The following is a 19,242-nucleotide window of genomic DNA, read 5'->3' on the forward strand; positions in this document are numbered from 1 at the left end:
GTGCGCGGAATGGGTTGGCAGATCAGTGCGCTGCCAATGACTGCCAGTGCCGGCAGTCATTGGCAGTATTGCGGCGTGAGCGCTGGCTACTAGGCCAGCCCCTGCTCTTTCAGGCGTCTGTACAAAGTACGTTCACTAATCCCCATGTGCTTGGCCAGCTCACTGCGGGTACCTTTGAAAGTAGCCAGTGCCTGTACCAGCGAGCTGCCGTCGAACGGAGTTGAAGTAGAGGCCTGAGCAGACGCCACCACGGATGCCTGTGGCAAATGTATGGAGCGGATCACACCATCGTCAGCAAACAGACTGGCTCTTTCCAGAACGTTGCGTAATTCACGGATATTGCCGGGCCAGGAAAGCCCCTGCAATTGCATCAGAGCATCCGCATCTATCGTCAGCCGGCGCTTGCCTGAACCGGCACGTTGTAGAAATGAATTTACAAGCAACCCAATGTCTTCAACCCGGTTGCGCAAGGGGGGTAGCTGAATTGGAAAAGCGCTGATGCGGTAGTACAGGTCCTGCCTGAACTCACCTTTCTCCATCATTTTTTCCAATGGTTTGTGGGTCGCAGCAATTAACCTGAAGTTAGCGTGAAGGGTCTCGACACTCCCTACACGGCGATAGGTGCCCGATTCGATCAGGCGCAACAGTTTCACCTGCATGGCCAACGGAACATCGCCAATTTCATCGAGAAACAAGGTGCCGCCCTGGGCCGTTTCAACCAAGCCAGGCTTACGCGTGGTGGCTCCGGTGAATGCTCCTTTTTCATGGCCGAACAGTTCGCTCTCAAATAACGTTTCGGTCAATCCAGAGCAATCAACGACGACAAAGGGTCCAGTGGCCCGCTCGCTGGTTTCATGTACCGCACGGGCGAACAGTTCTTTGCCCGTACCGGACTCGCCTAGCAGCAGCACCGGCAGCATGGATGGTGCCACCCGCTGCAGTTCCGACAGGGCACGATTAAAGGCTGGTGAATGGCCGACCAACCCTTCGTTACTGGGTCGCGCTGATGCACTGCGGACCAAGGTGAGACGCTCCACGTAGGCAGTAATAACACCGTGCTCGTCTAGAATCGGGCGCAATTCGACGTCGACATGCTCAGGACCGCGAGGCGTGTGGTGAATGTGCAAAACACGATCCGGTCCGCGCATCTCCTGCGCTTTTTTCATCGGGCAGTTCTCACCCGCCTGATCACAAGGCACGTCGTAATGGTGTGAGATTTGATAACACTTATGGCCGATAAAGGGTTTGTCAGCGCTGCCAAACTGCCGTTGATAGGCAGTGTTGGCAGCCAGGATGTTGTAGTCCGGATCGAGCACGATCATCGGCTGGGGTTCGTGCTCAAGAAACGAAACAAGTGATTGCACTTGATCCGAGTGCGGGAGCGAGTGGGCTGGGGTGGGCAGGATAGTCTTCATCGTGGCTCCTGAGAATCCGTCCATCCTGTAATGGCACTGCCACCTCTGTCAATACGGACTGCCAATGGCAGTAAATCAAGGATGATGTAGAAAAAATCAAACTATTTATAAAATAAAAAACTAATAAAATCATACAGATATGATCATAGCTCTGTACAGCTCTAGCCTGGCAGGCTTATTGCTATGTCAGTCCTTAGTGTGAGCGGCTTGGTAAAAGCCCCTAAGGAGACAGGTCATGAGCGTCAAACTTCACGTCGAAGGATTCTTCGATTCTGCTACCAATACCGTCAGCTATCTTGTGCTGGATGAGGCCACCCACCACTGCGCGTTGATCGACAGCGTACTTGATTACGACCCTAAGTCCGGCCACACCGCCACAACGTCTGCCGATAAGTTGATTGCGAGGGTGAACGAACTCAATGCGAGAGTCGAATGGATTCTCGAGACCCACGTCCACGCGGATCACCTCACGGCAGCGCCCTACCTGAAGGAAAAGCTCGGTGGAAAAATAGGAATCGGCAGCCAGATTTCCACGGTGCAGGAAGTGTTTGGCACGCTGTTCAATACGGCTGGCGATATGCCCCGCGACGGGAGTCAATTCGATCACCTGTTCGTCAATGACGAGCCGTTTGCCATTGGCACGCTGCAATGCCATGCACTCCATACACCGGGCCATACACCAGCCTGTATGACTTATGTGGTCAGCGATGGCACCGAAACGGCTGCATTCGTCGGCGACACCTTGTTTATGCCTGACTACGGTACTGCACGCTGTGACTTTCCCGGTGGAAATGCCCGCACGCTGTTCCAGTCAATCAACAAGGTGCTGAGCCTGCCGGCGAATACGTTGCTCTACATGTGCCACGACTATCAGCCGGGTGGGCGCGAGGTGCAATTCGTCAGTACCGTGGCCGACCAGCGCGCCCACAACGTTCACGTGCGTAACGGCATCAGTGAGGAGGAGTTTGTGGCGATGCGCACAAAACGTGATGCATCGTTGGAAATGCCGACACTGATCCTGCCTTCGGTTCAGGTCAACATGCGCGCCGGGCACTTGCCTGAGCCTGAAGCGAACGGGACACGCTACCTGAAAATCCCGCTCAACGTCGCCTGACGTTGCTTTCCCAAAATACGCATAAGAAAAAATACCCATAACGGAGACACTTATGGACATTCGCCACCTTGCGCCTGGACTGTCGGTATCCGAACAGATTTTTCCCAACCAATTGGCCGAACTGAAAGAGGCCGGCTTTCGCACCGTCGTGTGTAACCGTCCCGATGGCGAAGGCAGTGATCAGCCCTTGTTTGCCGAAATCAAACGAGCGGCCGAAGCAGTCGGCATTGAAGCGCACTACCTTCCTGCGGAATCAGGCAAAGTCACTGATGAGCAAGGTATTGCCTTCGGCAAGCTTCTTGAATCGCTTCCAAAACCGGTGTTGGCCTATTGCCGTTCCGGGATGCGCTCGACAACGATGTGGGCACTTTCACAAGCGGGTAAACAATCCTTGCCACACATCGTCGAGACGGCCAAAAAAGCCGGGTTCGATATGAAAGGTGTCATTCGCCGGATTGCCAATCAGGGCCGCACGCCGGTCGAAGTGGCTGAGGCGCAGCATACCGTGGTCATCATCGGCGGCGGTGCGGCAGGTATCGCGACTGCATCCAGTTTACTGGCGCGAGATCCCGGGCTCGACGTTGCCATCATCGACCCGGCCGATGTGCACTACTACCAGCCTGGCTGGACACTTGTCGGCTGTGGAGTCTTCGATGCGCCCCAAACCGCCCGCACGATGGGTACGACCATCCCCCACGGTGTGCACTGGATCAAGTCGGCGGTCGCCGCTTTCGAACCCGAGAGAAATGCCGTCATTCTTGATGGATGCAGAGTCGTCAAATACGAGCAACTGGTCGTGTGCCCTGGCCTGAAACTCAATTGGCATGCCATCGAGGGTTTGTCGGACACCCTGGGCCGCAACGGCGTGACTTCAAACTACCTGTATCACCTTGCCCCCTACACTTGGGAACTGGTGCAGCAACTGCGTGGTGGCCGTGCGGTATTCACGCAACCGCCCATGCCAATCAAATGTGCCGGGGCGCCGCAAAAAGCAATGTACCTGTCTGCCGATCATTGGAAACGTACCGGTGTATTGGAAAACGTCGAGATCGAATTTTGCAGCGCCGGCGCGGTACTGTTCGGAGTTCCCGACTATGTGCCCGCACTGATGGAATACATCACGGCCTATGGTATCGACCTGAATTTCGGCAACACACTCATCAGCGTGAATGGACCCGCACGGACTGCAACGTTCAACTGCGTGAATCCGGATGGCAGCTCCCATCCTGTTACGCGCGACTTTGATCTCCTCCATGTGGTGCCACCGCAGATTGCGCCGGATTTCGTTCGGGTCAGCCCTCTCGCTGACGCAGCTGGCTGGATCGATGTCGACCCCGCCACTTTGCGCCATAAAACCTGGGTCAATATTCACGCACTGGGAGACGCCACCAATACCAGCAACGCCAAAACCGCGGCAGCAGCACGCAAGCAGGCGCCCGTTGTTGCCCATAACGTGTTGGCTGCAATGGGTAAAGCGAAAGGCAGCGCCCATTACGACGGTTACGGCTCCTGCCCGCTGACGGTTGAACGCGGCAAGATCGTACTGGCTGAGTTCACCTATGGCGGCAAGGTCGCCCCCAGCTTTCCATCCTGGCTAATCGACGGTACCCGGCCATCAAGGCTGGCATGGCTGCTCAAAGAGCGGATTCTTCCACCGCTGTATTGGAAGGGAATGCTCAAGGGCCATGAGTGGATGGCGAAACCTGAGATGGCCGACGTATGAAACCAGGCCTGAAAGCAAGGAGACTGAGATGATCGTCGTCTTACTGCTCGGGCTTACTGTCGGGGTCATCCTGGCTCTGACCGGCGCCGGAGGAGGAATACTGGCTGTTCCATTACTGGTGTTTGGAGTGGGGTTGAGCATGGCCGAGGCAGGGCCAATTGGTTTACTGGCTGTCGGTCTGGCCGCGACCCTGGGTGCCGTAATGGGACTCAAAAATGGCACCGTCCGCTATAAAGCTGCGCTGCTGATTGCAGGAGCGGGGATCGTGTGTTCTCCACTTGGCCTTTGGCTGGCGCAGCGCACGCCTAACCGTCCGTTGACGATCCTGTTTGCCTTCGTGCTGATGTACGTTGCATTCCGGGTATATCAACGATCGCTCCCTCCCTCCACGGAGTCGAAGACCCCCGTCACATCCAAACCGCCACCTTGTCTATTGGACGTGAACCGGGGAAAGCTTAACTGGACGGGTCCGTGTGCGTGGGCACTCACCGTCTCTGGTGTTGTCGCGGGTGGGCTTTCCGGCTTGCTCGGCGTGGGCGGTGGCTTTGTGATGGTGCCGGCGCTCCAGCGATACACCAATTTGACAGCGCAGTCGGTGCTTGCGACGTCTCTTGCCGTTATTGCGCTGGTTTCAATTTCCGGTGTTGCTGCAAGCTCCGCAGCCGGGCACTTGCAATGGGCAGTCGCCATTCCGTTTTCCACTGGCGCATTGGTCGGAATGATCGGCGGGCGTCTGATTGCGGCACGGCTGGCGGGGCCACACTTACAAAGAGGCTTCGCCGCGGTTTCCATGGTGGTGGCGGTGGCCTTGCTGGTGAAAGCTATTTAGTCCCGCTCATCAGCCATCCTCTTCAAGGACTACCCAAGCCTCGCCTATAGCCCGTGACTTGCCCCGACCTGTCCTGCCAGTGACGAGCTGAAATCAGTGTAGCCAAACATTATATTTATTTATATATTATAATTTAGCAAAATGACCAATTAGTGATCAGTTTTATGCCCGAATTAGATCTCCAGCAGCTACACGCGAATGCCGATGCTGCCAGCCAATTCCTTAAAGCCCTGGCCAATCCGGATCGCTTGATCCTCCTGTGCCAGCTATCTCAAGGCGAACGCAATGTCAGCGATCTCGAGTCACTGCTGGAGATACAGCAACCGACACTTTCTCAACAACTGGCAGTGCTTCGTCGTGAAGGACTGGTGGAGACCCGCCGCGACGGTAAGCAGGTGTTCTATCGCATCAGCAGTCCCGCAGCATTGGCAGTAATCCAAACCCTGTATCAACATTTTTGCTCCGGAGAAGTTTCATGAATGTCGACTGGCTCAACTTCACTCCCTGGTCATCCCTTGCCGGCGGCGCATTGATTGGCCTGGCGGCCAGTCTGTTCGTAGTCGCCAATGGGCGTATCGCAGGCATCAGTGGCCTGATCGGCAGTCTTTTACAGCGTGGAAGCGAGGGGGTGAGTGAGAAAGCACTTTTTCTCCTGGGCCTGCTTATCGCGCCGCTCCTGTGGGGTTTGTTCGCCTCGCTGCCACAGATTGAGTTCAAAAGTGGCTGGTTCGGACTGATCGTCGCCGGTGTATTGGTGGGCATCGGCACACGATACGGATCAGGTTGCACCAGTGGTCATGGAGTCTGCGGTATATCGCGCCTTTCGCCGCGATCGATGGTCGCCACAGTGTGTTTCATGTTCAGTGGTTTCGTCACGGTGTTTGTCTTGCGTCATCTGCTGGGGGGTTGAACATGACCAAACTGACTGCGTTCATTGCTGGCCTGCTGTTCGGCTTGGGTCTGCTTCTGGCAGGCATGGCCAACCCCGGCAAAGTACTCGCTTTCCTGGATCTAACCGGTGCTTGGGACCCTTCCTTGGCGTTGGTCATGGTCGGGGCAATTGGCGTTGCCATTGGCCCGCTCACCTGGGCGCGACAACAATCCAGTTCTCTGCTGGGAAGGCCAATGCAGCTACCGATCAAACGTGAGTTGGACCCGCGCTTGATTGGCGGGAGCCTGTTGTTCGGCATCGGATGGGGAATCGCCGGCATCTGTCCGGGCCCCGCAGTGGCAATTTTGCTGACAGGACACTGGCAAGTGATCGTATTCATGTTGGCCATGCTGGCCGGCATGTTGTTGTTTACTGCGCTGGAGACCCGGCGCAGTCATTGATCGGGAGATCGCCATGAAAGCGAACATTGGAACCATTGACCGTAGCCTGCGCATTATCGCCGGTCTGCTTCTCATTGGCCTCAGTCTGTCCGGTGTGATCGGCGTGTGGGGTTGGATAGGTTTAGTGCCGCTGGCCACTGGCATTTTCCGTTTCTGCCCTGTCTATACATTGCTAGGCATCAAAACCTGTAACCGTTGCTGAGCGACCACCGTTGCACACTTGCGGGTGCCTGAAGGTGCCCGTGGTGAGTTGCTAGTGTTTAAAACTATTCTGAGCGGAGCAGTTTCAAAACTTGTTTGAACAAGGAGATTTTAATGTCCGACCTGAACGATCCACGCGTGTTCTTTGCCGCTGAGCGAACGTTGCTGGCATGGAATCGAACCAGCCTTTCGCTGATGGCATTTGGCTTTGTGATTGAACGATCCGGACTACTGCTGCAGATGCTGAAGCCGGGCGTTCTGGGCCCCCCTGGAAAACATTTTTCGTTCTGGATCGGACTGGCTTTTCTGATGCTGGGTTCATGGGTTGCCTGTTGGTCATCCTGGCAATACAAAAAGGTAGTCAAGACCCTCAAGCCCGTTGAGATCCCCCTTGGCTACAGCGTCAATGCTGGCCCCGGCATTAACGTCTCTACGGCAATCCTGGGCGTTTTACTCATGGCCTATTTGTCCATTATGTGAGCAAGGCTGTCCTGCCTGACCTCACTCGGCTTCCCACCAACGCTTGTGCATATGAGGGCCTAACAGCTGTCCCATCGGCTCTAGGTCGGTGCAGTCGTGCGTTTTCGACGAGCAAGCGAGCGAATGGGATCGACTCACATTTATTTCAAAATATTGCTGAAGGCACCGAAATTGTCATTAGACAGAAATATTTAAAGAATTAAATCGTCACTTCTCCGATAGGTGGGTACCTCCACTTAACTCCTTTCATTGAGGTGTTGTCGTGATGTTGCTGACTAAAAAAAGCCTGTCTGTCTTGCTGGCTTCCCTCTGCATGAGTGGCCTTGCTCATGCGACCGATGTCAACGGTGCAGGCTCCAGTTTTGTCTACCCGGTTCTGTCCAAGTGGTCGCAGGACTACAGCAAAAGCTCCAGCAACCGTATCAACTACCAGTCGATTGGATCGGGCGGCGGTATCGCTCAGATCAAGGCTGCCACAGTAGATTTCGGCGCATCCGACGCCCCGTTGTCCGCTGATGACCTCAAGGCCGGCGGTCTGGGCCAGTTTCCCAGTGTCATTGGCGGTATCGTTCCGGTGATGAATATTGAGGGTGTCGCGCCGGGCCAATTGAAGCTCGACGGTGAGACCCTGGCGAAAATCTTCCTGGGTGAGATTACTGTCTGGAACGACCCGGCTATCGTCGCTCTGAATCCGGGCATGAAACTGCCCGACAGCAAAATCACCGTCGTTCACCGTTCCGACGGTTCTGGCACCTCATATAACTTCACCAACTACCTCTCCAAAGTGAGCGATGGCTGGAAATCGAAAATCGGTTTCGGCACTACTGTGCCCTGGCCCGTTGGCGTGGGCGGCAAAGGCAACGAAGGCGTTTCCGCCTACGTGAAGCAGATCAAAAACTCAATCGGTTATGTTGAGTACGCCTATGCCCTGCAAAACAAGATGACGCATGCACAGTTGAAGAACGCCGCCGGGAAATTCATTCAGCCCAATTCCAAAGCGTTCCAGGCGGCTGCCGATACTGCCGACTGGGCTAACGCCAAGGACTTCAACCTGATCATGACCAACGCGCCTGGCGATGGCGCATGGCCGATCACGGCGACCACTTGGATCATCATGTACAAACAGCCCAAGAATGCCGAGCAAAGCCAAGCGGCCTTCAATTTCTTCAAATGGTCGCTGGAGAATGGCCAGCAACAGGCATCGGCACTGGACTATGTCGCCTTGCCTGACTCCCTGGTGAAGCGGATCGAAGGTTATTGGAAGTCTGACTTCGCCCGTTGATCCGGCAACACTTAAAACACCCTTTCCTCAGGCACATGTTGCCTGGCGAAGGGGTTTGTTTGTGAGCAGACGAATTATGAACGACACAGTCCATCCTCTGGCCATGACCACTCACACGAGCGACGTTGCGAATGATAGGCGTGCAATGCGCGATCAACGTCATGATCTCTGGTTCAAGCGGTCAATGCTGGGCGCTGCAATGCTGGTGCTGTTGCTACTGGCGAGCATCGCCGCCTCGACACTTTGGGGCGGTAGTCTTGCCTTCAAGACCTTCGGTCTTGAGTTTCTTACAAGCACTGAATGGGATGCTGTCAACAACCACTTCGGTGCTCTGGTGCCGATTTACGGCACCCTCGTGACGTCCTTTCTGGCGCTGCTGATTGCGGTTCCTGTCAGCTTTGGCATCGCGATTTTTCTCACTGAAGTAGCACCACCCTGGCTGCGGATGCCTGTCGCCTCGGCGGTTGAACTGCTCGCGGGGATTCCATCGATTATCTATGGCATGTGGGGGTTGTTCGTTTTTGGCCCGTTCATGGCAGAACATCTATCACCCTGGATCAACGACTATCTGGGTGAACTTCCTTTGGTGGGTTCGCTGTTTCAAGGCCCCCCATTAGGAATCGGCATGCTGACAGCGGGCATAGTGTTGGCAATCATGATCATGCCCTTCATCACCTCCGTCATGAATGAAGTGTTTCGTACCGTTCCCACAACCCTCAAGGAGTCTGCGTACGCACTAGGCAGCACTACCTGGGAAGTGGTTTGGGACATCGTTCTGCCTTACACGCGATCCGCGGTCGTCGGGGGAATTTTCCTGGGGCTCGGACGCGCCTTGGGCGAGACCATGGCGGTGACTTTCGTGCTGGGTAATGCTCAACAATTCTCCGCCTCATTGCTGATGCCAAGCAGCTCCATTGCATCAGTCATCGCCAACGAGTTCAGCGAAGCCTATACCGACCTGCATCGTTCCGCGCTGATTGCGCTGGGCTTCCTGCTGTTTATCGTCACCTTTATCGTGCTGGCGTTAGCGAGACTCCTGCTTATGCGCCTTTCACGCAAGGAGGGTCTATGACTGGCAACGAACGTCTCTACCAAATCCGGGCTTTCAAGAATCGACTGGCAATGGTGCTCAGTTGTGGTGCCACGGCTTTTGGCCTCATCTGGTTGGTCTGGATTCTGCTGACCACGGTGATCAACGGATTTCAGGCGCTCAACCTTCGCCTCTTTACACAGATGACGCCGCCGCCCGGTACGGAAGGTGGGCTGGCAAATGCTTTCTATGGCAGTGCCCTGATGTCGGCTATCGCCCTGCTCATCGGGACGCCTATTGGTTTGATGGCAGGAATCTGGCTAGCGGAATTCGCCCGACATTCGCGACTGGGCAACACTGTCCGTTTTATTAACGACATTCTGCTGTCGGCACCGTCCATTGTGCTGGGCCTGTTCATTTACACCGGCGTGATCCTGCCATTGAACCTGCTGACGAACCATCAGATCGGTTTCTCTGCGATCGCCGGTGCCCTGGCATTGGCGCTTTTGGTGATTCCTGTGGTGGTGAGAACCACTGACGAGATGCTTCAGTTGCAACCCTCAACCATGCGCGAAGCTGCACTGGCGCTAGGTGTCCCGCAATGGAAACTGACTCTGCAAATCGTATTGCGAGCGGCAAAAGCGGGTGTGGTTACCGGGGTGCTTCTCGCACTCGCCAGAATCACCGGTGAAACAGCACCGCTGTTGTTTACAGCGTTCGGTAACCAGTTCTGGAGCAGCAATCTGCTCAAACCGATAGCCAGCGTGCCCGTGGTGATTTTCCAGTACGCGATGAGCCCATTCGATGACTGGCACTCTCTGGCCTGGGCTGGCGCATTGGTGCTGACCTTGTTTGTACTGATACTCAGCTTACTGTCCCGCTTGATCCTTTTACGCAATAGGTTGACCTGATGAATAGCCGTGACCTTGCCAACGAAAGAATTAAAATTCGTGTTCGTGGCCTGGAATTTTTTTACAACAACCAGCGCTCTCTGAAGTCCATCGATATGGATATACCAGAGAAGCGCATCACTGCGATCATTGGCCCCTCAGGATGCGGGAAATCGACGTTACTGCGGGTATTCAATCGCATCTACGCCATGTACCCGAAGCAGGAAGCGCGCGGCGAGGTGCTGCTTAACGGTGAGAATATTCTCGCACCTGGTTACTCGATGAACCGGCTGCGTAGCCATATCGGCATGGTATTTCAGAAGCCGGTACCGTTTCCGATGTCCATTTACGACAACGTTGCCTACGCCGTGCGTCACCATGAACAACTCTCCCGTCATGAAATGGATGCACGCGTAGAGCAAGCCCTCAACGGTGCAGCGCTTTGGGACGAGGTTAAGGACAAGCTCAAACAAAGCGCACAGAGTCTGTCGGGGGGCCAGCAACAGCGGCTGTGTATCGCGCGCACCATCGCATTGCGACCCCAAGTATTACTTCTGGATGAGCCGACCTCTGCCCTTGACCCGATCTCCACCGGTCGTATCGAGCAGTTGATCACTGAGTTGAAAGAGCAATACACCGTTATCATCGTGACCCACAACATGCAGCAAGCCGCACGTGTGTCGGACTACACTGCCTTTATGTTCATGGGCGAATTGATTGAGCATGATGTGACCGATAAGATCTTCACCACGCCAAAAGTGAAGCAGACGGAAGACTACATTACCGGTCGTTTTGGATAACACACCCTTCTTCATTCAGTACATCCGTAAGCGCTCAGTCCCTGGAGCTGCAAGGAGTTCGATCGCTTGGTGAGAACATTGGTGGCCATCGCCATAAGCGCATCGCTTGGAGGGTGGTTACGAAGCATTTTGGGGGCAAAGCTCAAGGTTTTGTTTCCAGGTATGCCCGCAGGAACGCTCGTAGCGAATGTGGCCGGAGGGTTCTTCATTGGCCTGGCCATCGGCTTTTGGGCTGATTTGCCACTTCTCTTCCCTCGCTGGCACCTTGCGATCATCACAAGCTTCTGTATAGGGCTTGCTGTCTTCTCAATAGCCTCGGCAGGATCTGCCTCGTTGAGCCAAAAAGTAAGGTTCATTCCCGCAATTGGGGCTATCTCGTTTCATGTCATGGCCGTGCTTGCGATGACTGCGTTGGGAGCGATTACGTTCCAGTGGATAAACGACATCTAGAAAAGATCTGACCATAGGTTGGTTTGATATTTGGTTATGTGATTTCAACCCAGATTCAATTCTTGCGCAGAACGACAGAAAACAAAAAGCCCGGCGCGAAGTCGGGCTTTTTGTATTTTGGATGGGGCTGATTTTGCCGATGCTTCGTTCCCCTCATACCGCAAAGGTTGTCAGCGAGGTGCATTGGGGCTCAAGATCCCCCCGTTTAGATTCACGCCTTTACCTCTCCCGTGTCGTCCTTCACATCAAACAATCCTGCAAAAAAAAGATGGAATGCATCCCAGGTACGCGTCCACCAACCACCTGCTTCTCCCGCTTCTAGTGCGATGAGTGATTGGGTCGTAAGTTTATTTTCACCGTCATACAGCTCGAAACTTCCGACTACGTCGCCGACAGCAATAGGAGCTTCTAGAGCATTATTAATGCGCAGGCGCGTTTCTATCTTGCGATTACTGTTTTTGGGTAACGTCAATGTCACATCATTGAGTAACCCAACAGAAATTACATTTTTCTCGCCTTTCCACAGTCGCGGTGTCGCTAATACTTGCCCGCCTTGCTTAAAAGTCTTCGTCTCAAAAAAACGGAAGCCGTAGTTCAGGATCTTTTGAGCATCTTCTGCACGATTGCTCATCGTGGTCGAGCCAAATACCGCACTGATAAGACGTCGCCCATCACGAAGAGCAGAGGTCACCATACAATATCCGGCCTCCTCTGTATGGCCAGTTTTGAGCCCGTCAACACTTGGGTCTCGCCAAAGCAGAAGGTTACGGTTGGGTTGGCGAATGCTGTTCCAAGTAAAATATTTGTGCGCGTACAACGAATAGTATGCTGATTCATCATTGATAATCGCCCGCGCAAGCCGGGCCATATCACGAGCAGAGGAATAGTGCCCAGGTGCCGGCAAGCCTGTAGGGTTCATGAAGTGAGTGTCAGTCAATCCAAGTTTATTCGCTGTGGCATTCATCAAGCCGGCAAATGCATCTTCGCTACCCGCTATATGTTCAGACAGCGCCACACTGGCGTCATTGCCAGAGTCAATCACCACACCACGTAGTAGATCATGCACAGGAACAATGGCGCCTGGAACCAGAAACATCCTAGAACCACCGGTTTTCCATGCGTTTTCACTGACAGTGACCGTATCGTCGAGTTTAAGACGTCCAGCCTGAATTTCATTGGTAGCGACATATACCGTCATCAACTTGGTCAAGCTGGCCGGAGGCAAATGCATATCTGCGTTTTGACTACCTATAATCGTGCCTGTCACCGCATCCATAAGCACCCAGGATTTCGCGCTCAATTGCGGTGGAGCTGGGATCATCGCTCGGGCAGTCGGTGAAACGGGACTTGGGGTGGGTATTGGAGCCGCCCAAACTGGTGTCAAAAAAGAGCACGCAAGAATGAGTGTAAGCCGCAATTTAGGGTGTTTCACAAGCGCCAGCCTCGGTTTAGCAGAAAGACGCGCCAAACTAGATGAGGACTTGAGAGGGCTCAAATTAACCCAGATTAAAATATCTTTAATTAGACGTTGGCGACGGTCATCTCAGGCAATGGACAGATAATCGAGACTGTGGCTCCACCACCACGCGGTGATTCCTGGATGCGTAGTACGAACCCATGTAACCGAACGATTGCCGATACCAGAGAAAGCCCCAATCCATGCCCAGGTTGCTGACGAGTAGAGTCGCCGCGATAAAGCCTGCGAATCACGCTTTCACGCTCTGTCTCCGGTATTCCAGGGCCATTGTCCGAAACCTCGATATTGAGCGAGTTATGCGTCAAGGAGCCGCTCATGTGAATCATACCGCCCCTGGGCGTGAATTTAATGGCGTTATCCAAAAGGTTAACCAGTGCCTCAAACAGGAGAGAAACATCACCAGATAACGCCGGAAGATCTGCAGATAGATCAAGGTGCAATGTCAGCCCTTGCTCCTGTGCCAAGGGCTCGAAAAACTCATGCGCCTGTGTCAGTAGCGATGCGGGTTGGAAAGATTCGAAGCCTGACCTCCTCCTTGTATCTTCAAGTTCAGAGATTCGCAGCAACCCTTGGAAACGCAACATGATGGATTCACTCTCTTCCAACGCCATGTCTAAGGTCTCTGCATGAGAGCTATCAAGGGGCAACTGCTGTAGCTGGTAAAGATGGGCACGCAGACGGGTCAAGGGAGTACGCAGATCGTGCGCGATACCGTCACACGCCCCCTTAACCTCGTGCATAAGCTGTTCTATATGCTCAAGCATGACATTGACGGCATTGGCCAACATGTCGAGTTCATCAAGGCGTGAAGATAGCGGCAGGCGTTCACCGAGGTTGCCCGAGACAATACTCTCAGTGCAGCTTTGAAGTCGCTGAACTCTTCGTAAGGGCCTTCGCCTCAAGAGCCGCCAACCTATCAACCCAGGGATAAGGGTAAGAGAAAACCCCCAAAATAATGCCTGCTCGATGATACCGCCGACTGCGGATATAGACCCTCCATCACGCGACAGGATCAAGATTCGACCATCGTTGCGATGCTGCATCAACGCATGGCTACTTCGGGTTTGCTCTCTTGGTAAGGCGATGCTCAAGCCTCTCTCCAGATAATGTACCTGGCCGTCATCTGGCAGACTTGCTCGCAAACGGAGCAGGTCACCGGCAATATGAGTGCCGTCGGCTTCGAACAAGCCGTATGCGTCGATCCCTGAAGTCGAATACACCTCACTGGCAGCCAGTTCGCCTTCCAGATTTGCATCATCAATCTTTTGGTAATAATGGGCGCGCTGCATCAATGTCCGCTCGGCAACAGCCCCGAGATAGGTAGAGATTTTCCAATAAAGCACGCCTGTAAAAACGGCGCCCCAAGCGATAAAAAATAAGGCATAGAGCCCTATAAGACGGCTATTCGAAGATCGCCAGCGTTCATTCCTGGGGGGCAAAGACATAACCAGAACCGCGTATTGTTTGAATGACAGGTGAGTTTCCACCCTCGATTTTTTTCCGCAGCCGACCGATATGGACATCAATAATGTTCGTACCAGGATCGAAGTGATATCCCCAAACCGCCTGAAAAAGCATGGTTCTAGTGACCAGTTGACCGGGGTTGCGCATGAAATAAGTGAGCAGTTTGAACTCAGTTGGCAGAAGCGGAATCCGCACGTCCAATCGACTGAGTGATTGTTCGATGAGATCAATATGGAGGTTGCCGCAACTTAATCGACGCTCACTTACACTTGCAGTCGGACGCCTTAGCAGAACTTCCACCCTGGCGATCATTTCGACCGTAGAGAAAGGTTTGGTCAGGTAGTCATCGCCACCCGAACGAAGCCCTTTCACCCGCTCATCGACATCGGACAATGCGCTGATCATCAAGACCGGCGTCTGAATGCCGAGGCTTCGCAACGTACTGATTATCGTCAAACCATCGAAATCAGGCAGCATCCGGTCAAGCGTTATCACATCGTGGCCGCCAGAAATGGCCGCTGATAATCCATCACGACCGTTAGCCGCCCATAAAACACCAAACCCATGGGAGGTCAGCGCGTTAACAATAGCCTTGGCTGTAACCTCATCGTCCTCTATGACCAGCGCGCGATTCATTTTGACTCCACACAACGATTGCAAACCTAAAACTCAAGCAAGCTCCAAGCGCCGTAAATATTCAAGATTGGTGCAGCCTAGGCAGGGAGCATCCGACGGTAAACTAAATTTTTCTTAACCCGCCTTAATTTCGACATTGCTTGAAATGTAACTATTTTTTCGCGCCTCCACCGCTAAACCTCATTTCTACGCTGAATTCAGGATATCCCGTCATGACGAAGACCTTAATGAGGCTCGCATTGGCCTGCTTGTTTTTCTTGGCAGATGGCATTGAGGCACAGGATGCCACCCCCACCAAGACGCTTACTCTATTTGTGTCTGGAGGCTTCATCGCGGCGATTCAATCCTTAGCCTCCGTTTATGAAAAAGCGACGGGATTCAGCCTAATCATCAAAGAGTCCCCACCTACCGGCACTACCCCAATCGCAATCACGAATCGGCTGGCGCGCGGTGAAAATGCAGACGTCGTAATCATGGAGGATTGGGAGCTTCGAAAGCTGATAGATCAGGGTCAGCTGCAAAAAACGAGTCGAATCGATCTTGGCAAATCGTTCATTGCCATGGCTGTCCGCAAAGGCACGAAAAAACCCGATATAAGCAATATGAAGAGCTTCAAAAAGACGTTACTCGACGCAAAGTCCCTGGCTCTATCGGATACGCCCAGTGGAACATATCTGTCACGTATTCTCTTCCCTCAAATGCACATCTCTGAGCGGTTGATGGTCAAGACCCGAACGATTTCCGCCGAGCCTGTCGGAGAATCAGTCGCCCGTGGCGAAGCGGAGATAGGCTTCCAACAATTGAGTGAACTGATGCACATGGAAGGCATCGATGTGATAGGGCTTATTCCAGATCAGGTGCAGAAAATGACGATGTACTCAGCCGCCATCACCACTGGTGGCGTACAGCAAGAGGAGGCCGCAGCGCTGTTGAAATACTTGAGTTCAAAGGTCGCCAGGACAGCCATCAAGCTCAGTGGATTAACACCTGTGCATTGAGTTTCTCAGGAGAGCGGCATACTGAATGGCGCCATCTGGAGCACCGGGGACGCTCGCTATTGGGACACGGCCAGAATTGTTGCGGCTTTCTGATGGGTCAATTTGGGGGAGTACTTCGCTTGCTGACTCAAGCTTGCACCATCGAGTTCTTGAGGGCTTATCGGGGATGCTCGGCCAGCCAGAATCAAGGCGAGAACCAGAATGGTAAAGCCTACTAACACCGGGAATGAGCCCAACCAGAATAGGATGCGTCGGCGGCGCTGGTATGTGTTCAATTGTGCTAGCCCTGTCAGCGTTGGCGAGTTTTTCTCGCTTAATTGTAATTCTGTCGCTCAATGTAATTTCTGCCGTCGATGATTACCAGCCCTCGAAAAGTAGAGAGTGTCCGGCGCCAACAGAGGACTTGGAAGGAGCACCTTGGCAATGCCATAAGACAAGGTCGTTTTGGGCAGATCTGCTAATCGCTGAGTGCTAGCAGGTGATCGTCATTCTGGAGTCTATAATTTTGGGCGAGTGCGGTTGAACCCAAACACCGCAATCGGTTGACTTAGCGGATTCAGCTGGCCACTCCCCCCACAAAGGCAGCTCGAAATGAAAAACTCAAAATTGGCGGTGCTCATCCTCGCTGCTTCGCTTTCCCCCACCTGGGCGTTAGCAGCCGAGCAATCTCAAGTGACCCAGACGCAGCAACAAACGCCGAATATTGCCGAGTTCGATAAGCAGATGGCTCAGGCGCAAGAAACCTTCCAGAAGATGCAGGCACAAATGGAGAAAATTCAGCAAACCCAAGATCCTCAACAACGGCAGAAACTCCTCCAGGAGCATTGGAATACGATGCAAAGTGGAATGAGCATGATGAACGGTATGTGGGGGCCGGGAATGATGGGGTGCTGCGGTGGTGGAGGCATGATGGGGAATGGACACATGATGCGTGGTGGCCACATGATGGGGTGGCAGGACTACTCGAACTTGCCCCCGGAGCAAAAGAGTCAACGCCAGTACATGATGGACAGGTACACGGGTATGCAACAGATGATGATGAATCACATGATGTGGCACCAAAACTATATGCAGGGGCAGCAACCGGCCAAGCCCGGAAAGTAAGAGTTTGTTAGCTGTATTGATCGCGTAGTGCGCTCTCCGTTTAACTCGGGACGCATTATTAAACTTTGCCCTTTCACCTATGGCATACGGCTAGCACAGTAGTGGCCATCCGCTTATAGGGCTGAGCATGGTGTTCATACAAATGTACTGCCCCACAAAGCTGGACGCTTTGCGCCATAGGCCCGCTCGACAAGGTGTAACGCTGCTAGATACGCATACGGGTCATGCCGACGTGGCCGTGCCAACGATATAAAACTTATGATCGCATCCGCTTGTTTACTCCTGCGAAGAGCCAGTTCGAGCGGGCTAGATATTATTTCAGGGTAACCGTCCGCCCAACACACCTACCCGACCACAGCACTTAGGGCAATGATGCCAAATCAATCCAAAGCGGACACCTGTAATGCCCATACCTGCACATTCGCATTAGTTTTGGCTAAGGTCAGTTATCCCACCATGCGTTTCGAGGCGTGTTTGCCTGCGATAAAAGGCGTGAATAGCCCACACCACCCCGATGAATAGAAACCCTGTCCCAAGCGCTTCCATGGAAGAGGGCCAGCGTTGGTTGATGAACAGGCCCATCGCAGTCGCGTAAAGGGTTTCGCTGGCGATCAATTGCCCGCTTAGAGCCAGAGGTAGGCGTCGAGTTGCGATAGACCATGCCCAGGCACCTGCAAGCGTGGCCCCTAGCCCCTGAATTAACCCACAGACTATTAGCGCCTGAGTACCTGCTAACCCGCTCGGATGGCTAGCGAAGTGGGACAGTTTCAAGTACAGCCCAACTGGGATGAAGGCCAGCATTTCGACGCTACACATGAAGATCAGCATGGCCGACCAAAGCATGGGGGACATGCTTGGACGTTGAGCCAAAGCACTTTCATTTAATAGGCCAAAACCAGTCCAAAATCCGATCGCCAACAACGTTGCGAGCAGCCCAGATAGTATTGAAGTTGTAGGGCGCACCACCGTCGCGCTGCTAAAGTCAAACACGCTCAGGTTGACCAAACTTATGCCCAATGCCGCTACCAACAGTGGCCCGGCAATAGCGCGCCAGGGCACGCTGGAGCTTCGCAAGTTGCCGGCAATCGCTAGCACGATCGGTACTGACCCCATCATCACCGGAGGGATCACCGGCCCAGCTGCCAAGACCGCAGTGGTGATCAGGAAGAAGTAACCGATGTATCCTAAGAAGCCCAGCAGTGCGGTGCAGGCCCAGTCGCTCAGTCGCAATTGCCGCAATTCGCTACGGTAAACAAACAGCACGAGCAGGCTACCTAAGCCGGCAAAGGCATAGCTCACCACAGCCAGATCAAAAAGGCTGTAATCGCCGACCAAACCCGGAAAGATGTAGAGCAGCGACCAGGAAAAAGTGGCGGCAATGGCCGCTAATAAGCCTAGGGTCATGCGCTCTGCTCCTGCTGCCCCAGCTTCTGGATCCAGCAATGAGCTACGTGCCGGGCAGTGTCGAATACCCGTACGTCCTGGCCCATGGCGCCGCTGACAAAACTGCCCTCCAGCAAGATAAACAGCCCCTCCGCAACTACGTCCGGGTCGCTTATACCGGCGCGCATGGCCAATGCAGTAAGATTTTCGCGTATCCCTTGCTTATGCCTGCTCACGGCCAAATGCACAGGGTGGCTAAACTGGGGGAATTCAGCCGCACTGTTGACGAACAGGCACCCGCGTCCGCTATCTTTCAAAAGAAAGCGTTGATACAAATCAAAGAACGCTAGCATGCCGCTGACCGGGTCAGGATGCACAGCCAAGGTGCGCGCTACCTCTTCACGCCAGCGTCGGTCACGCTCCTCAAGGCAAGCCACTATCAGCGCATCCTTGGAGGGGAAATGGCTGTAGAGCGTCATCTTGGTAACACCCGCCATCGCGGCGATGGCCATCACACCAGTAATGTTTATACCTTGTGACAGAAACAGCTTCAGCGCTGAGTCAATCAAGCGCTCACGGGTATTGTCCATTTAAGGCACTCCGGCAGAGGGACGGAGCCGAATATACTGACCGG

21 protein-coding genes are annotated in these 19,242 nt (G+C 53.8%); 15 read left to right on the forward strand and 6 right to left on the reverse strand.

The annotated features are described in order from the left end of the window. Positions 1-89: 89 nt before the first annotated feature. Positions 90-1,415, reverse strand: a complete 1,326-nt coding sequence (locus BLQ41_RS24145; protein ID WP_090185406.1) for a sigma-54 interaction domain-containing protein — start codon at positions 1,413-1,415, stop codon at positions 90-92. Positions 1,416-1,650: 235 nt separating this feature from the next. Between BLQ41_RS24145 and BLQ41_RS24150 the strand changes: the two genes are divergently transcribed. The 13 genes from BLQ41_RS24150 to BLQ41_RS24210 all read left to right on the forward strand — a co-directional run bounded on the left by BLQ41_RS24150 (position 1,651) and on the right by BLQ41_RS24210 (position 11,546). Further along, positions 1,651-2,529 carry an MBL fold metallo-hydrolase gene (locus tag BLQ41_RS24150; RefSeq protein ID WP_090185409.1) on the forward strand — a complete coding sequence of 293 codons (879 nt, stop codon included), beginning with the start codon at positions 1,651-1,653 and terminating at the stop codon, positions 2,527-2,529. Positions 2,530-2,581: 52 nt separating this feature from the next. Next, positions 2,582-4,252, forward strand: coding sequence for a bifunctional protein tyrosine phosphatase family protein/NAD(P)/FAD-dependent oxidoreductase (locus BLQ41_RS24155; RefSeq protein WP_090185411.1), 1,671 nt, complete (start codon positions 2,582-2,584; stop codon positions 4,250-4,252). A 28-nt stretch (positions 4,253-4,280) separates the two neighbouring features. Continuing rightward, positions 4,281-5,081, forward strand: a complete 801-nt coding sequence (locus BLQ41_RS24160; RefSeq protein ID WP_090185413.1) for a sulfite exporter TauE/SafE family protein — start codon at positions 4,281-4,283, stop codon at positions 5,079-5,081. A gap of 164 nt (positions 5,082-5,245) precedes the next feature. Next, a complete protein-coding gene (locus BLQ41_RS24165; RefSeq protein WP_090185417.1) occupies positions 5,246-5,560 on the forward strand; it encodes an ArsR/SmtB family transcription factor in 315 nt (104 codons plus the stop codon). Then, positions 5,557-5,991 carry a YeeE/YedE family protein gene (locus tag BLQ41_RS24170; protein WP_090185419.1) on the forward strand — a complete coding sequence of 145 codons (435 nt, stop codon included), beginning with the start codon at positions 5,557-5,559 and terminating at the stop codon, positions 5,989-5,991. Before BLQ41_RS24165 ends, BLQ41_RS24170 begins: the two co-directional genes overlap by 4 nt. Positions 5,992-5,993: 2 nt before the next feature. Continuing rightward, positions 5,994-6,413: a DUF6691 family protein gene (locus BLQ41_RS24175; protein ID WP_090185422.1), complete on the forward strand. Its 420-nt coding sequence runs from the start codon at positions 5,994-5,996 to the stop codon at positions 6,411-6,413. 13 nt (positions 6,414-6,426) lie between these two features. Further along, entirely contained in the window at positions 6,427-6,615 is a 189-nt protein-coding gene (locus BLQ41_RS24180; RefSeq protein WP_027923706.1) for a YgaP family membrane protein, read from the forward strand. Between the two features lie 113 nt (positions 6,616-6,728). Then, positions 6,729-7,094, forward strand: a complete 366-nt coding sequence (locus tag BLQ41_RS24185) for a YidH family protein (protein ID WP_090185424.1) — start codon at positions 6,729-6,731, stop codon at positions 7,092-7,094. Between the two features lie 265 nt (positions 7,095-7,359). Continuing rightward, positions 7,360-8,376, forward strand: coding sequence for a phosphate ABC transporter substrate-binding protein PstS (gene pstS / locus BLQ41_RS24190; protein WP_167360503.1), 1,017 nt, complete (start codon positions 7,360-7,362; stop codon positions 8,374-8,376). Positions 8,377-8,479: 103 nt separating this feature from the next. Then, entirely contained in the window at positions 8,480-9,448 is a 969-nt protein-coding gene (gene pstC, locus BLQ41_RS24195) for a phosphate ABC transporter permease subunit PstC (protein ID WP_408003520.1), read from the forward strand. After that, a complete protein-coding gene (gene pstA, locus BLQ41_RS24200) occupies positions 9,445-10,317 on the forward strand; it encodes a phosphate ABC transporter permease PstA (RefSeq protein ID WP_090185433.1) in 873 nt (290 codons plus the stop codon). The genes pstC and pstA overlap by 4 nt, the downstream gene beginning before the upstream one ends. Next, on the forward strand, positions 10,317-11,096 hold the full coding sequence (gene pstB, locus BLQ41_RS24205) for a phosphate ABC transporter ATP-binding protein PstB (protein WP_090185434.1): 780 nt from the start codon (positions 10,317-10,319) through the stop codon (positions 11,094-11,096). The genes pstA and pstB overlap by 1 nt, the downstream gene beginning before the upstream one ends. Positions 11,097-11,177: 81 nt before the next feature. Further along, positions 11,178-11,546: a CrcB family protein gene (locus BLQ41_RS24210; RefSeq protein WP_331715168.1), complete on the forward strand. Its 369-nt coding sequence runs from the start codon at positions 11,178-11,180 to the stop codon at positions 11,544-11,546. A 211-nt stretch (positions 11,547-11,757) separates the two neighbouring features. On the opposite strand, the gene BLQ41_RS24215 is transcribed toward BLQ41_RS24210, so the two are convergent. From BLQ41_RS24215 to BLQ41_RS24225, 3 genes are all read right to left on the reverse strand, one after another. Next, positions 11,758-12,867 carry a D-alanyl-D-alanine carboxypeptidase family protein gene (locus tag BLQ41_RS24215; protein WP_090185440.1) on the reverse strand — a complete coding sequence of 370 codons (1,110 nt, stop codon included), beginning with the start codon at positions 12,865-12,867 and terminating at the stop codon, positions 11,758-11,760. Between the two features lie 200 nt (positions 12,868-13,067). Beyond that, entirely contained in the window at positions 13,068-14,468 is a 1,401-nt protein-coding gene (locus tag BLQ41_RS24220) for a sensor histidine kinase (protein ID WP_090185442.1), read from the reverse strand. After that, positions 14,446-15,123 carry a response regulator transcription factor gene (locus tag BLQ41_RS24225; protein WP_090185447.1) on the reverse strand — a complete coding sequence of 226 codons (678 nt, stop codon included), beginning with the start codon at positions 15,121-15,123 and terminating at the stop codon, positions 14,446-14,448. Before BLQ41_RS24225 ends, BLQ41_RS24220 begins: the two co-directional genes overlap by 23 nt. 212 nt (positions 15,124-15,335) lie before the next feature. Here BLQ41_RS24225 and BLQ41_RS24230 point away from each other — a divergent pair, with 212 nt between their 5' ends. Next, positions 15,336-16,121: a substrate-binding domain-containing protein gene (locus tag BLQ41_RS24230; protein WP_231997065.1), complete on the forward strand. Its 786-nt coding sequence runs from the start codon at positions 15,336-15,338 to the stop codon at positions 16,119-16,121. Positions 16,122-16,712: 591 nt separating this feature from the next. Beyond that, entirely contained in the window at positions 16,713-17,225 is a 513-nt protein-coding gene (locus BLQ41_RS24235) for a hypothetical protein (protein WP_090185449.1), read from the forward strand. Between the two features lie 426 nt (positions 17,226-17,651). On the opposite strand, the gene BLQ41_RS24240 is transcribed toward BLQ41_RS24235, so the two are convergent. After that, complete coding sequence (locus tag BLQ41_RS24240; RefSeq protein WP_090185453.1) at positions 17,652-18,629, reverse strand: DMT family transporter; 978 nt, start codon at positions 18,627-18,629, stop codon at positions 17,652-17,654. Further along, positions 18,626-19,198 (reverse strand): TetR/AcrR family transcriptional regulator, encoded by a 573-nt coding sequence (locus BLQ41_RS24245; RefSeq protein WP_090185456.1) that lies wholly within the window; start codon positions 19,196-19,198, stop codon positions 18,626-18,628. The genes BLQ41_RS24240 and BLQ41_RS24245 overlap by 4 nt, the downstream gene beginning before the upstream one ends. Positions 19,199-19,242 lie beyond the last annotated feature (44 nt).

It is taken from the genome of Pseudomonas arsenicoxydans, assembly GCF_900103875.1.
GTDB lineage: Bacteria > Pseudomonadota > Gammaproteobacteria > Pseudomonadales > Pseudomonadaceae > Aquipseudomonas > Aquipseudomonas arsenicoxydans.